This window comes from Paenibacillus sp. FSL K6-3182, from assembly GCF_037976325.1.
Lineage (GTDB): Bacteria > Bacillota > Bacilli > Paenibacillales > Paenibacillaceae > Pristimantibacillus.
In genome coordinates this window covers 4212900-4227489 of sequence record NZ_CP150265.1, presented here as the reverse complement: position 1 = coordinate 4227489, position 14590 = coordinate 4212900, and the positions used below count along the sequence as shown (strand labels likewise).

Sequence of the window (14590 nt, the reverse complement as noted above, 5' to 3'; positions counted from 1 at the left end):
AGATGCTTATGGCTTGCCCCTTTTCTTCTATACAGACAAATTGAGATTCGAAATAAGGAAGTGGACATCTTGCACACAAAAAAGGGACTCAGGCAGCTTCCGTTGCACTTGATGTTAATACCGGGCATCGTGATCGTATTGATCTATTGCTACTTTCCGATGGTCGGGGTATTGATGGCGTTCCAAAAGTATATTCCGTCAAAAGGTTTGTTCGATTCCAAATGGGTAGAATTTAGAAATTTCGAATATTTGTTTCAAATGCCCGATTTCGGGCAGGTTCTCTGGAATACGGTTTATATCGCTGTTCTCAAGATGGTGTTTGGGCTTCTTGTGCCGATTACGATCGCTATTTTGCTAAACGAAGTTGGCAAAATGTATGTGAAGAGATGGGTTCAAACGCTAATTTATCTTCCTCACTTTTTATCATGGGTTATTCTGGGCGGCGTATTCATCGATATTTTGTCACCGTCCAACGGACTGCTGAATCAGTTTTTAGGTATCTTCTCAATTAAACCTATTTTTTTTCTAGGAGATAATACTTGGTTTCCGATAACCTTGATCGTTTCGGATATTTGGAAGGAATTCGGATTCAGTACGATTGTTTATTTAGCGGCACTGACAACGATTAATCCCAGTTTGTACGAAGCAGCCATGATCGATGGCGCGGGCAGATGGAAGCAAACATGGAATATTACCCTTCCAGGTATGATGCCGGTTATCATTTTGATGGCGACATTAAGTTTAGGAAATGTATTAAATGCAGGGTTTGACCAAGTATTTAATTTATATAGTCCGCTAGTTTATGAGAGTGGAGATATTCTGGATACGCTAATTTATCGAATTGGGTTAATGGATATGCAGTACGGTGTGGCTACCGCACTTGGCTTGTTCAAATCAATTATCTCTTTTGCCCTTGTATCTATCTCGTATTGGCTGGCATACAAAATTGCTGATTACCGCATCTTTTAGGAAAGGAGAGAACCGATTTGGTAGAAGGAAAATCATTTGGACGAAGCTTATTTCACACACTCAATTATGTCTTTCTTATTGGAATCGCATTATCTTGTCTGATACCACTTATTCATATTTTGGCGGTATCCCTAAGCTCAAATGTAGCGGCAAGCGCTGGGATCGTAAAGCTATGGCCTCAGGAAATGACGTTCAAAGCCTATGAATTCGTGTTATCCAAGAGTGAGTTTCTTACTTCGTTATGGATTACGGTGGAGAGGGTTGTTCTAGGCACAGTCATTAGCATGGTTTTAACCATTCTTATTGCTTATCCGCTGTCCAAAACCGGTAAGGAGCTGAAATTCAGGACGGGTTACGCGTGGTTCTTCGTCTTTACGATTTTGTTCAGCGGGGGATTGATTCCTTGGTATATGACGATTCGCGCGACCGGGCTGCTCGATTCCATATGGGCATTAGTTATTCCTGGGGCTGTTCCTGTATTTAATGTCATTTTATTATTGAATTTTTTTAGAGGGCTGCCCAAAGAACTGGAAGAAGCGGCATTTGTCGACGGCGCGACACACTGGACTACGTTATGGCGTATATTTGTGCCGCTGTCGATGCCTTCCATCGCCACGATTATGCTGTTCACGATCGTTATGCATTGGAATTCATGGTTTGACGGACTTGTGGTCATGAATTCGCAGCATAACTATCCTCTGTCGAGTTACCTGCAAACCGTCATCGTTCAATCGAGCTTGACCAACATGTCCGCGGAGCAGCTGGCGAATTTAGCTTCCGTGTCGGACCGAACAGTAAAAGCCGCGCAAATTTTCGTAGGTGCGCTGCCGATTCTTGCTTTTTATCCATTCCTGCAGAAGTATTTCGTGAAAGGTATGGTTTTGGGCGGGGTAAAAGAATAATTAAAGGAGCGATTGCTAATGGAGACTGGAACTAAACCTTGGACAATTTACGCGATTCATCACTCGCATACCGATGTGGGGTACACGGAGCGACAAGAGAAGATAAAACAATATCACGTCGATTTTATACGGCAGGCGCTTCATATTTTTCGCGAAATTCAGGATGGACGTCGCCCTGAATGGAATGGATTTAAATGGGTCTGCGAAACGTTTTGGCCAATTGAGGCGTTCCTCGAAAAGGCTACTGAGCAGGAAAAGTTGGAGTTTGCTGAAGCGGTAAGACGCGGAGATATCGGGCTTTCAGGCACTTATCTTAATATGAGCGAGCTTGTCGGCAAAGATCTGCTTGAAGCAATGATCGGCCGTGTTCGCACTTACGGAGAATCGATTGGAATGCCGGTGAAGTCTGCCATGACAGCCGATATTACGGGCTTTAGCTGGGGGTATGGCGAGGTGCTGCTCAATGCGGGTATTCAAAACTTGATCACCTGCATCCATACTCATCATTCGATGTATCCACTATGGAAGAAGCAGCAGCCTTTCTGGTGGGAGATGCCAAATGGCGAAAGGCTCCTGACATGGAACGGAGAGCATTACGTCTTCGGCAACGATTTGGGATTAATTCCAGGTATCGGAGGCTCTTATACCATTAAGGATGAATTCGATACGTCCAAGGGCATCACGTTCGAGATTGCGGAAGCGCGTATTCCGAGGTATTTGGAACGGTTGCGTGCGGACGGGTATCCGTTCCCATTCGCACCTGTCATGATGTCTGGGCTGCCGACGGACAACAGCTCTCCGAATGCCCAGCTTATGGATTTCGTGAACCAGTGGAACAGCAAACATAGCGAAAAAATCAAAATCGTACCGTGTACGTTGGATGAATTTTTTGACGCGGTACGTGGTCATGCAGAACAGCATCCCGACGATATTCCTGTATTCCGGGGCGATTGGCCAGATTGGTGGACGGATGGCGTTGGTTCAACGCCGAAGCATGTGCAAGTATTCCGAGAGGCGCAGCGTGTCCATCGGAAAGTGAAGCAGCTTGATCCAAACGGAGAGATTGTAACTGCTGAGGCGATGAGAGCGATGGAATACGAGCTGACATTGTTCGCCGAGCATACTTGGGGCTACCATTCCTCTGTGACAGAGCCTTGGAATCCCTTCGTGCAGGAGCTGGGTGTCCGCAAGGAGGCGTTTGCCGCCAATGCGAGCACGCTCGTACATCGCGCATTGTATGATATTTTGGAACATAAAGGGGATGCGCTGCTTGCACCAGACCGGCCGATGCGGTTCAAGCTGCACAATCCTAATCCTTTTGCACAAGAAGACGTTGCCCATCTGATTATGGAAGGTTGGCACTATGACCTGATCAAGGACGGATTCGAAGCACGTGTCGAAGGAAGTGGAGAGGTATATCCTGCTCAGCTAAGAGTTGCGCCGAGGGGTGTCATCGTTAGCATACCAGTGACACTTCAAGCCGGAGAAGAGAAAATATTGATGATTCATCCTGTCCACAATGGTCAAGCAAAGACAGCATACACTACGGATTACGTAGGTTCAGACAGAATGATGGATATCGACGTATCGCATGTAGAGAAAACTTTTCACTTCACCTCGACTTATTTGGAGACGCCATTTGTCCGGATGGAATGGAAGAAGGGCGAAGGGATTACATCCTGGATCGACAAGCGTACTGGGGAGGAAATGCTGCGCTCTGACCGCAATCACCATGCCTTCTCGCCGGTATATGACATAACCCGTGCTTCCAGCGTTAAGGATATGTATGAAGTTAGACGCATGATGGGCCGCAACCGTAAAGGAGCCGATGCGATTGTCTCGACAGGGGTACTGACGAGTGCGGAAGTAATTGCGCAGGGTGATGTGTACGGTACAGTTCAGTTGACGTTCGAGGTGGCGGGATGCTCGCATTATTCATTGCTCGTTACGGCATATACAGACAGACCTCGCGTGGATGTGGCCGTACGTATGCATAAGGACAGCGTATGGGATCCGGAGAATCTGTATATTTCCTTGCCTTTTGGGGGCCATATTATGGATGGCGAGCAGGAGCTGTGGATGGATAAAATGGATTCTCTAGCTCGTCCGCGCAAGGATCAATTGCCGGGAAGTCTAGCCGATTATTATTGCATCGGGGAAGGCGTCGCTTACGTGGGAAGTCAAGGTGGCGTGTCAATAGCCATGCCGGATACACCGCTTATTCAACTAGGAAAGCTTGAACACGGCTTCCGATTACTGAACGGGGACGAGAAGCTGGAGCATGATCCAGGTCATCTCTATTCATGGGCAATGAACAATTATTGGGAAACTAACTTTACGGCAACGCTGGGCGGCTTCTATGAATTCCGATATTTTGTCGCATGGGGCGAAGCGCTTAATAAGCCGGAATCAGCGATGACCACTTGCCGCAGCATGAATGCTGGTATCTTGGCATGGAGATCGAAATGATGAAAGTGAAAAAGTATTTAGATGCTTCAATATCGACGGAAAAGCGGGTTCATGATCTGCTGGAACGCATGACGCTAGAGGAAAAAATCGGCCAGCTTATCCAACCCTTTGGCTGGCAGGCATACGAACGAACGGAAGACGGCATAGAGCTGACGGAAACATTCCGTTCCTATATCGAGAGGGGGAGCGTTGGCTCACTCTACGGCGTTTTGCGAGCTGATCCTTGGACCGGTGTAACACTGGAGTCGGGATTATCGCCCCGCGAAGGGGCGGAAGTTATCAATCTGATTCAAAAATACGCGATTGAGCATACGAGGCTTGGTATTCCAATCTTGTTCGGGGAGGAATGCTCCCATGGGCATATGGCCATCGGTGCAACGGTATTCCCAGTGCCGCTTGCGATGGGCAGCAGCTGGAATACGCCGCTGTATCTAGAAGTATGCCGCGCGATTGCAGCAGAGACGAGGGTACAAGGGGGAACGGTCACATATTCCCCTGTCCTCGACGTCGTCCGCGATTCTAGATGGGGACGGACGGAAGAGACATTCGGCGAGGATCCGTATCTTATCGGAGAGATGGCGGTAGCGGCAGTCGAAGGCTTGCAAGGGGAGTCCATCGCTTCGGGTGATACCGTTATCGCAACACTCAAGCATTTCGCCGGCTACGGCAGCTCCGAAGGAGGACGCAATGCGGCGCCCGCTCGAATCGGCGCGAGGGAGCTTCTCGAAAAGGATTTGTTGCCATTCGAGCGAGCGGTGCAGGCCGGTGCGCTGTCGATCATGACGGCATACAACGAAATCGATGGCGTGCCATGCACGTCGAATTATGAGCTGCTTACCCAAACTTTGAGAGAAAAGTGGGGATTCGAGGGATTCGTCATTACCGATTGCGGAGCGATCAATATGCTTTGCGGCGGCCACCAAGTAGTAGAAAGAGAAGAGGATGCAGCATGCGCGGCGCTGCTTGCGGGTGTCGATATGGAAATGTCTGGCGACAGCTTCGGCAAGCATTTGCTGCATGCCGTAAGGAATCAAAAGGTCTCTATAGAGGATATTGATCTTGCTGTGCGCCGCATTCTTCACCAGAAATTTGAGTTAGGCTTGTTCGAGCGACCATACGCGAACCCAGACAGGGCCTCGGAAATTATCGGCCAAGAAAGCCACATCAAGTTGGCGGGACGGATGGCGCAAGAAAGCATAATCCTGCTCAAGAACCACAATCAGGTGCTGCCGTTGTCAACAAACTTGAGCAAAATCGCGGTCATCGGACCTAACGCGAACAATATTTATAATCAATTGGGTGATTATACATCGCCGCAGGAGCGCTCCGGTATTGTGACGGTACTGGACGGCATTCAGCGAAAATGCGTTGGCCAAAGCGAGGTCATGTATGCGCCGGGCTGCCGCATTAAAGATCCGTCGAAGGAAGGATTCGAGCACGCACTCCAAATCGCGCAGGCTGCAGATGCGATCATAGCCGTAGTTGGCGGTTCCAGCGCAAGGGACTTCGGCGAAGGAACGATAGATTTGAAGACGGGTGCTGCGATTATTACCGATCAGTCAAGCTTAAGCGATATGGATTGCGGAGAAGGATTTGACAGAGCGGAACTGAGTTTGTCAGGCGTTCAATTGGAATTGCTGAAAGAGCTTCACAAGACAGACAAACCGCTTATCGTCGTTTTTATCAACGGACGGCCGATCGTGGAACCGTGGATCGACGAACACGCCGATGCGATTCTAGAGGCTTGGTATCCTGGACAGGAAGGCGGGAATGCAATCGCGGACGTACTATTCGGCGATTACAACCCGTCCGGCAGGCTCACAATATCGATTCCTAAGCATTCGGGACAACTTCCGATTTATTACAATACGAAGCGGACCAAAGGCAAGCGATATGTGGAGACAGACTTAGAACCTAGATATCCATTCGGTTATGGCCTTAGCTACACGTCTTTCCAGTATGACGGCATCACGCTAAGCAAATCTAATATAAAGCCGGATGAGAGCTGCACCGTAAGCGTTGATGTCACGAATATCGGCGGAATGGCGGGACAGGAGGTCGTACAGCTTTATGTAACTGATGTTGTCAGTTCCGTAACGAGGCCAGCTTTGGAATTGAAAGGCTTCCTGAAAATTCAATTGGAGCCTGGCGAATCGACGACCGTCCAGTTTACGATCGCAAAGGAACAATTGCAATACGTAGGAAGGGACTATCGCCGCATCGTCGAACCGGGTCAGTTCCGTATCCAAGTAGGCGGCCACGCAGAGTCGCTCCTTGGGGCTGACTTGTATGTACTTCCGCCCGAATAAGTATGGAGAGAGGATGAAACAACACTATGAAAAACCATCGTTTGCCGCAAATTGATATCCCCGAGCTAAAGCTGCCGCCTTCCATCATAAAGGCGATGGAGGAAGCCGACAAGCTGCTCGCTCATCGGCCGAAGCTTAACCGATTATTTCAGAACTGCTTCCCAAATACGCTGGAGACGACAACAAAGCTGCTGGAGGACGGGACTACCTTTGTCCTAACAGGAGACATCCCCGCTATGTGGTTGCGGGATTCCGTGGAGCAAGTGATGCATTATGTCCCGTTTGCCAAGGAAGACCCCGAGCTGCAGCGTATTTTGGAGGGAGTCATTAATCGCCATATGTTCTATATTAGCATTGATCCTTATGCTAACGCTTTTAACGAAACCGCCAATGACTGGCATTGGAACTCCGGAGACGAAACGGAAAGTTCGCCTTGGGTGTGGGAACGTAAATTCGAACTCGATTCCATGTGCTTCTCTTTCCGTCTAGCCTATCATTATTGGAAGGAAACGGGCCGGACGGGCATATTCAATGAGCAATTCAAAGCTTCTTTGCTGGCGATGCTGGACGTCTGGCAGATCGAGCAGCAGCATGCTGAGCTCTCAACGTATAGATTCCAGCGTCATAATGGAATCATGATCGATACACTGCGGAGGCAAGGGCGCGGCATGCTGGTCAACGAGACTGGCATGATCTGGTCAGGATTCCGTCCAAGCGACGATGCTTGCGATTTCCATTTCAACATTCCGTCTAATATGTTCGCCGCTGTAACACTTCGCGACATGGGCGAAATCGTCCGTTACGTATACCGAGATGAGAAGCTTGCGGCTCGCATGGCTGTAATGGAAGAAGAAATCCGGCATGCTATTGAATTGTACGGCATCGTGGAACATCCGAAGTACGGACGCATGTACGCATTCGAGACAGACGGCTTCGGCAATCACGTCCTAATGGATGACGCAGGTACGCCAAGTCTGATATCGGCGCCTTATATCGGCTTCGCGGATGCAAACGATCCTATCTATTTGAACACGCGAGCTTTCATTTTGAGCGAAGATAATCCTTACTATTACAAAGGCGAGAGCCTTAGCGGTATTGGCAGCCCTCATACACCGCCGGACTTCGTGTGGCATCTCGCTTATTCTATGCAAGGTTTGACCGCCGTGGACCCGGATGAAATCAGGGAAATGATCGATATCATGGAGTCGACGGATGCTGACACCGGCTTTATGCATGAAGGCTTCCACAAAGATGATCCTACCAATTTCACGAGGGATTGGTTTGCTTGGTCAAACAGTCAGTTTGCCCATTTGGTGTGGAAAGCTTTGCAACAAGGCATTATTTAGAGCGATAGTCAATTCATTTAAACGTACAGCCCTTTTTATCAAACATATGACGGCGATTATTGAAGGAGGTATGATCCATGTTTAATAAATATCCTATAAACCCAGTCAGGCAGCCATTCTTGGAACAGCCAATTTCAAAAGGTTATGAAGCTTTAACGGAGCTATTAAAGGCGAGCTTGGACGAGAAGACGGGCACGCCCACGCTTATTATCGTGGACGGCACGCACGGCGCTGACTTTCAGTCATTCATTCGGCATGCTGCTTCCGCGATCGAGAAGCAAGGTTGGAGCTTGAACGTTCAAAGCACGGCAGGTTACTTGAAATCCGGTGAGACGCTGCGTGAGGAATTCGACCGCAACATTACGGAAAATAGAGCGTTCGGTTACGTGACTGAGGATGAAATCGAGGCTTATTTCGTATTGGACGCAAGAGAAACGCTCGCGACCCGATTGAAAGAACAAAATGGGAGAACGGCGATTATCGTGTTCGGCCCAGGCGCTTATTGGCTTGCGGGAGAGCGGATCGGCACTGTCTTATTTCTGGATGTTTCTAGGGAATATCAGCAAATCCAGCATAAAAAGCAACTGCTCAATTTCGGAATGTCATGGAACCGCGATTCCGTTGAAAAGTATAAAATTAGTTATTTCGTGGAATGGCCGATACTGGAAACGTACCGTAAACGTATTTTCCAGAACATCGATCTCTACTTGGACATGAACAAGCCGGAAGAGCCTGTATTCTTGACCATCTCTGACTTGGAAGGCATGATCCGGAGCGTGGCCCAAAATCCGCTTCGCGTTAAGCCGTTTTTCGCCCCTGGTATTTGGGGTGGACAATATTTGAAAGACATGGCTGACCTTCCTAAGGAGTGGGTGAACTGTGCATGGAGCTTCGAGCCGATCGCACCAGAGAATTCTATTCTAATTGGATATGGAGGCGACGTGATCGAAGTACCGTTCCTGATCGTGATGGCCCTTGAATATAAAGCCATCATGGGCGAACGTCCGGTGTCGTTGTTCGGCGATTATTTTCCGGTGCGGTTCGATTACCTTGATACGATGAACGGGGACAAATTATCTTGCCAAGTGCATCCGAAGCAGGACTACGTGCGTGAACATTTCAACGAGTTTATGACACAGCAGGAATCTTATTACATTATGGAACAGAAAAAGGATGCCAAGGTTTACCTCGGGCTTACGGAAGGAACGGAGAGAGAGAATTTCCAAAACGCCGTCTTGCAGGCACAGGAAACAGGCGTACCGATGGAATTCACTGAATATGTCAACGAATTCGATTCGAACAAAGGGGATTTGTTCCTCATTCCTCCGGGAACCGTTCATGCTTCAGGGATCGATAATCTTGTGCTTGAAGTCTCATCTACGACTTGGTGGTTTACGTTCAAGCTATACGATTATTTGCGTAAGGATCTAGATGGCAAACCACGTCCGATCAACGCGGATCACGGCTTCCGTAATATCGATTACGACAAAACGACATCGTGGGTTAAGCAAAACCTCATCCCCGAGCCGCAGCTGCTGCAGATCCAAGGCGGCAACGAAGAGTATTTGCTCGGTCAACGAGACGATCTACTGTTTTACGTAAGGCGGATCCATCTGCAGACGGAATGGCTAGACCAGACGGACGGCGAGTTTGTCATGTACAATCTCGTGGAGGGAAATAGCGTACGTATTGTATCCATTGCGGATGAATCAATATTCGTCGATTTGAATTACGCGGAATCTTATATTCTACCTTCCGTATTCGGTGCATACAAAATCGTAAACCTGACGGAAACGCCATGCAAACTGATTAAAGCGGGAGTATCTCCGGAATGGAACGTGAGCCTGATTGAACGCTGATCTCATATTTGCTTTGGATGTGGGTGGAACTTATGTCAAGGGATGCGTTGTAGAACGCGGGGAAGTAATGGAAGGCACGATCTCTCATTATGCTGCAAATGCCAAGGGATCGGAAGAAGTCATCATTGGCGGATTGGCAGCTATCCTATTAGACTTGCTTGAAAAATATAAGCGGTTTCCGCATTCATTCTCACCCGAAGCCATCGGCATCGGCATGTCCTTTCCTGGACCGTTTGATTATGAAAACGGCGTGAGCTGGATTCGTGAGCTGGATAAATTCGAATCGCTATACGGTGTAAACGTGAAAGAAAAGCTCATGCAAGCATTGCTTGCAAACGGCTTTGGGGAGAATACAGATTTCTTGGACATCCGGTTCCAGAATGATGGCAGATTGTTTGGTTTGGGAACCGGCAAACTCTATCCAAATGAGCGAATACTGACTATTACGCTTGGGACGGGTATTGGTTCAGCTTTTATTGATTGCAGAACTCTTGTCACCGAAGGTGAACACGTACCGCAAGATGGCTATTTATATAACTTGCCTCATCAAGGCGTGGCTGCGGATGAATGCTTCTCGCGGAGAGGAATTCTTAAGTTATTCCGGGATGCCGGCTGTCAGCATGATGGCATGGATGTGAAGGATCTTGCGGAGGTTGCCCGGAAGGGCGAGAATCGCATGAGCGAGCTGTTCAGGGCATTCGGGGATGAATTGGGACAATTCTTACTGCCTTTCCTAATAGATTTTAAGGCTGACCGTCTCATAATTGGAGGCCAAATAGCCAAAAGCATGGATTTGTTCGGAGAAGGCCTTATTCGCATGCTCTCACCACTCGGTATGAAAGTCGAAGCCCTCGACAATGCGCTGCACCATACCTTTATCGGTACTTCCTGTATGTTCGACTCAGAACCACATGGGACTTCATAATAGGACTCCTAACTAGTGGAGCCGCATAAGGTGACCGAGGTTGGAGAATGGAGCGGGACCGTACTATCGACTCCTATCTATACTTTTGTAAACTCTTTAAGTTTAAGCCACCCTTTCAGGTGGCTTTTTTTATTGAGTGCTAGTGTAGCAATTAACTCATTTTTTATAATAAATAAGTCCAATGAAGGTTTAGCTATTGGAATGTGAAATGAAATTTCTAGTATATCTTAGGGAATTTTGATATGTTTTCACTATGGAACTTATTCCCAATACACATAAGGGGTCGAAAATGATGAGAAATACCATCTCAACCTGCCTGTTGGCTATAGGAATACTTTTAATTGCCATTGGCTTTATTTTAGGATTTGCTTTATCTACAGATGAATATGGCGATTTCCAGGTCGTAATTGCATTGTACTGGTGGATTTCAGCTATTATTTCAGGATTTCTTTTTATTGGATTGGCCGAAATTGTGAATCTATTGCAAAAATTGCTAGATAAAAACAGTGGCGAAACCCAGTCAATCCAGTCCGTATCATCCAGTAAGCATGAGGAAAGTGTAGTTAACGATGCCATTGCATTCCCAAACATTGGTGAAATTGAGACAGAAGAATCTGAAACAAAAATTAAAGACTTGACGATTCTTATTGATAATGAACGGGTTAAAGGTGAATTTTGGATAACAAAATCAAACCTCAGAATAATGAAAAAATCTATGTTTCAAACGGATACGGATGCTCAGCTTGTTAAGGTAATAACTAAGAGCAATCTTTCTTCTAATTATGTAAGAAATAATGACTATATTATTTTTAGTTTTGTTGAAGGAAATAATAATCATAAGTTAGCGTTTAAGACACATAACATCTACGACTACGAGCGAATAGTTGAATTACTAAAATAATACTTAAAGTAAATGTACCTGTCGTGATCGTTTGATATTTTAAAACCTCTATTGTTGGCTAAAAGGATAGTCTGCTTTTTTTGAACTAACGGGCAGATTACATGAGTATGTTATAATAACTACTATCATCGGTTTTGAAAAAGGGCAATAATCAGAATGATTTTTGGAGAGCACTTAGGTCAAGCATTGTATTTGAAAAAAATAAAATTAGTAAGAAATTATGAAATGTAGGGGAGTTTGGGATATGATTCAATCTATAATACATATCGCACTTGTTGTAAGAGATTATGACGAGGCAATTGAATTTTATACAAAGAAGTTAAATTTCACTTTAGTTGAAGACACATATCAGCAAGAGCAAGATAAACGATGGGTAGTGGTATCTCCGCCTGGTTCAGTGGGTACCACAATATTACTTGCAAGAGCATCAAAGCCTGAACAAGAGCTCTTTGTAGGTAACCAGTCTGGCGGTAGAGTTTTTCTGTTTTTAAACACAGATGATTTTTGGAGAGATTATAATGAAATGATTTCAAGAGGAGTGGAATTTGTTAGAGATCCAGTAGAACAATCATATGGTACGGTAGCAGTATTTAAGGACTTGTATGGGAACCTTTGGGATTTATTAGATATGAAAGAAGATCATCCAATTTCCAAACGAATGAAGTAGATGATATAAATTTGTTTAGTTATAATTTGAGTTTATTAAAGGAGAAATGAAATGTGACCAAACTAAATATGGATTTTTTATTGAAAGCTATTGATCATTGATCAGAAAGATAAGGAATTAAAGAAAGCAGAAAAGGATGCATTTTCCTTAGAAATCACTGATCCAAAATTCGAAGAGCAGTACAATAAACTTGAAAAAATAAGACAGGAAGTAATGGATTTAAATTTACAGGTAAGCAATTTAAGTAGTTTATGAATATGAAGATCAACGATTGCACAGATAACAAAAAGAGGAAAGTAAAGTCTTGATTATTACATGAAAAGTCGGAATTTCCTGCGATATATATATGTGAGATGCGGAAGCGTTCCGGACTTGTAGGAGGTAGGTTTCCATGATTACGGACTTAAAACGTGATATAATCGCTATTATTCTAAGCGTGTTCATTATTGGTGTAATCGTCTTTAAAACCTATATGCCCGACGCATTCGCAAGCAAGTCCGCACCGACTTTATCACTTGAAGAGGCAAGCGAGCGCCTAGAGCGAATTATTTCGAATGGCGGAACGTATATAACCAGCTTCGATAGCCACGCCCTTGAACCTGTCGTGTACGAAGCGTTAGTGATAGTAACCGATATAAAAGAGAGAAATTTATAAAAATGGTCCAGCTACCTTATACTTGGTTTTCGTTTTATTAGAGTATAGGTCACAGAATCTCACGTGAGTATATGAACCAAGAGGCGCAGTAAAACTATTTATTTCGTATTCACAGAAGTATATAGAAATATAGTTAAAGAGTAAGACTATTACATAATTGACCACATGGAAGGCAACAACTCCATGTGGTTTTTTTGATTAAAGCTGTTTCAAACTTTGCTCATCATGTTTTATTTGCAATAAACGCATCAATTAACAGTTAGGATACTTTTCTGATAAGCCTCAAGAGTCGAGAAAGTGCTAATTGTAATATGTGGGTTAACCTTTCGCCAAAACCGTTGTAACGTTTACTAATTATCTAAGTAAATCTGCAACTCCGGGGCTATGCTCATTTGGCATATCAGGAAGCTCTGGAACTGGAAACCCCTGAGGAGGAGGAGTTACTGATAAAGTACCACTATTCCTGCTTGGGCTTTCACCTTGAAAAATATTAGAAATTAATGTTTCATCTAAGCGGAAATTAAATTGCATATTGTGATAGCCCATATCTACGAACTTTCTGCACTCAGGATATTTGTTGATATCATAGTTCGGTACTGGGAACACTTTACCCCAATCAACGCCCAGTGTTTCAAGTGCTTTGGCAAAAGCGTTCTGATGCGCATTATCACGGACAATAAGAAATCCTAACGTTTCTCTGAATGTTTGATTAGAGCTCATCTCATAAATCCGTGTTTTTTGCAGAACACCAGTAGACTCAAGTACGACATTGTTTAACATGTCTGCAACAAGATTGCCATGACTATAAACCCACGATGCATTCCATGGATTTCCTCCCGCATCTATAGGTAAAGAACTTTTAGCTCCCATAATATAGTGGTGGGGGTTTCCGTGTTTAACCGCCTCGTCAATCGGAGCTTTATCAACCCCAGCATCTCCGGGATTATTTAAACCAGATTCATTAAGTAGTTGATTGATCGTACTTTGAACAAGCTCGACATGAGCAATTTCTTCTAAAAACACCCCTCTCAGTAGATCGCGAAATTGTTTGTCTTTTCCTCTGAAATTAGAGCTTTGGAAAAAATATTGCATCATGGTTCGCATTTCACCGAATTGGCCGCCTAACGCTTCCTGAAGAACTTTTGCAGCTGCTGGATCTGGTTTATCTGGTTTAATTACGTTGATTAGTTCTTCTTTGTAATAGTACAAAACAATCACTCCTTTATCGTTTCTAAACAACCTGAACACGTTGATTATGATTTCACAGTTAAAGTTTCATTATGCAAATTCTGAAAAGGATTGTGGAAATCATATCAATTTCAAAGAAGTGAATGGTTTATAAATTTGTCCTCGTCCGATTATGTTAAATTAAGTTAACATTGCTTGTTTGTTGGATTGAGATGAGAATAGATAAGTGAAACATGATTATGGAAATATCTAGGTTTAAGATAAATTGACTAACCAACTCATTAAGATGGCTTCTGGTTATTATGGCTGTTTTCTTGTTAAACTAATGGGCAATTTAGTGCAGCTTATTACGTTAATTTTGACACCATACCGAACTTAAGACTATTCTTATGAGTACCTA

The 14590-nt window shown here is 45.0% G+C and carries 12 protein-coding genes; 11 read left to right on the top strand and 1 reads right to left on the bottom strand.

The annotated features are described in order from the left end of the window. The first annotated feature begins 69 nt into the window (after positions 1 to 69). From MHH56_RS18595 to MHH56_RS18545, 11 genes are all read left to right on the top strand, one after another. A complete protein-coding gene (locus MHH56_RS18595) occupies positions 70 to 969 on the top strand; it encodes an ABC transporter permease subunit (RefSeq protein ID WP_339203080.1) in 900 nt (299 codons plus the stop codon). 17 nt (positions 970 to 986) lie between these two features. Further along, positions 987 to 1871: a carbohydrate ABC transporter permease gene (locus tag MHH56_RS18590; RefSeq protein ID WP_339203079.1), complete on the top strand. Its 885-nt coding sequence runs from the start codon at positions 987 to 989 to the stop codon at positions 1869 to 1871. Positions 1872 to 1889: 18 nt separating this feature from the next. Next, a complete protein-coding gene (locus MHH56_RS18585; protein WP_339203077.1) occupies positions 1890 to 4340 on the top strand; it encodes a glycoside hydrolase in 2451 nt (816 codons plus the stop codon). Next, on the top strand, positions 4337 to 6649 hold the full coding sequence (locus tag MHH56_RS18580; protein WP_339203076.1) for a glycoside hydrolase family 3 N-terminal domain-containing protein: 2313 nt from the start codon (positions 4337 to 4339) through the stop codon (positions 6647 to 6649). The genes MHH56_RS18585 and MHH56_RS18580 overlap by 4 nt, the downstream gene beginning before the upstream one ends. A gap of 26 nt (positions 6650 to 6675) precedes the next feature. Beyond that, the gene (locus tag MHH56_RS18575; RefSeq protein ID WP_339203074.1) at positions 6676 to 7995 is read left to right on the top strand and encodes a glycoside hydrolase family 125 protein; all 1320 of its coding nucleotides are present in this window, start codon (positions 6676 to 6678) and stop codon (positions 7993 to 7995) included. 77 nt (positions 7996 to 8072) lie between these two features. After that, positions 8073 to 9854: a class I mannose-6-phosphate isomerase gene (locus tag MHH56_RS18570; protein ID WP_339203072.1), complete on the top strand. Its 1782-nt coding sequence runs from the start codon at positions 8073 to 8075 to the stop codon at positions 9852 to 9854. Further along, the gene (locus MHH56_RS18565) at positions 9844 to 10779 is read left to right on the top strand and encodes an ROK family protein (RefSeq protein WP_339203071.1); all 936 of its coding nucleotides are present in this window, start codon (positions 9844 to 9846) and stop codon (positions 10777 to 10779) included. The genes MHH56_RS18570 and MHH56_RS18565 overlap by 11 nt, the downstream gene beginning before the upstream one ends. A 289-nt stretch (positions 10780 to 11068) precedes the next feature. Further along, positions 11069 to 11680, top strand: coding sequence for a hypothetical protein (locus MHH56_RS18560; protein ID WP_339203070.1), 612 nt, complete (start codon positions 11069 to 11071; stop codon positions 11678 to 11680). A gap of 244 nt (positions 11681 to 11924) precedes the next feature. Further along, positions 11925 to 12347 carry a VOC family protein gene (locus MHH56_RS18555; RefSeq protein ID WP_339203069.1) on the top strand — a complete coding sequence of 141 codons (423 nt, stop codon included), beginning with the start codon at positions 11925 to 11927 and terminating at the stop codon, positions 12345 to 12347. A 90-nt stretch (positions 12348 to 12437) separates the two neighbouring features. Beyond that, entirely contained in the window at positions 12438 to 12602 is a 165-nt protein-coding gene (locus MHH56_RS18550; RefSeq protein WP_339203067.1) for a hypothetical protein, read from the top strand. Positions 12603 to 12738: 136 nt separating this feature from the next. Further along, positions 12739 to 13002 carry a hypothetical protein gene (locus MHH56_RS18545; protein ID WP_339203066.1) on the top strand — a complete coding sequence of 88 codons (264 nt, stop codon included), beginning with the start codon at positions 12739 to 12741 and terminating at the stop codon, positions 13000 to 13002. A gap of 354 nt (positions 13003 to 13356) precedes the next feature. Here the strand turns inward: MHH56_RS18545 and MHH56_RS18540 are convergent, their stop codons facing one another. Next, a complete protein-coding gene (locus MHH56_RS18540; RefSeq protein ID WP_339203065.1) occupies positions 13357 to 14211 on the bottom strand; it encodes a manganese catalase family protein in 855 nt (284 codons plus the stop codon). Positions 14212 to 14590: the final 379 nt, after the last annotated feature.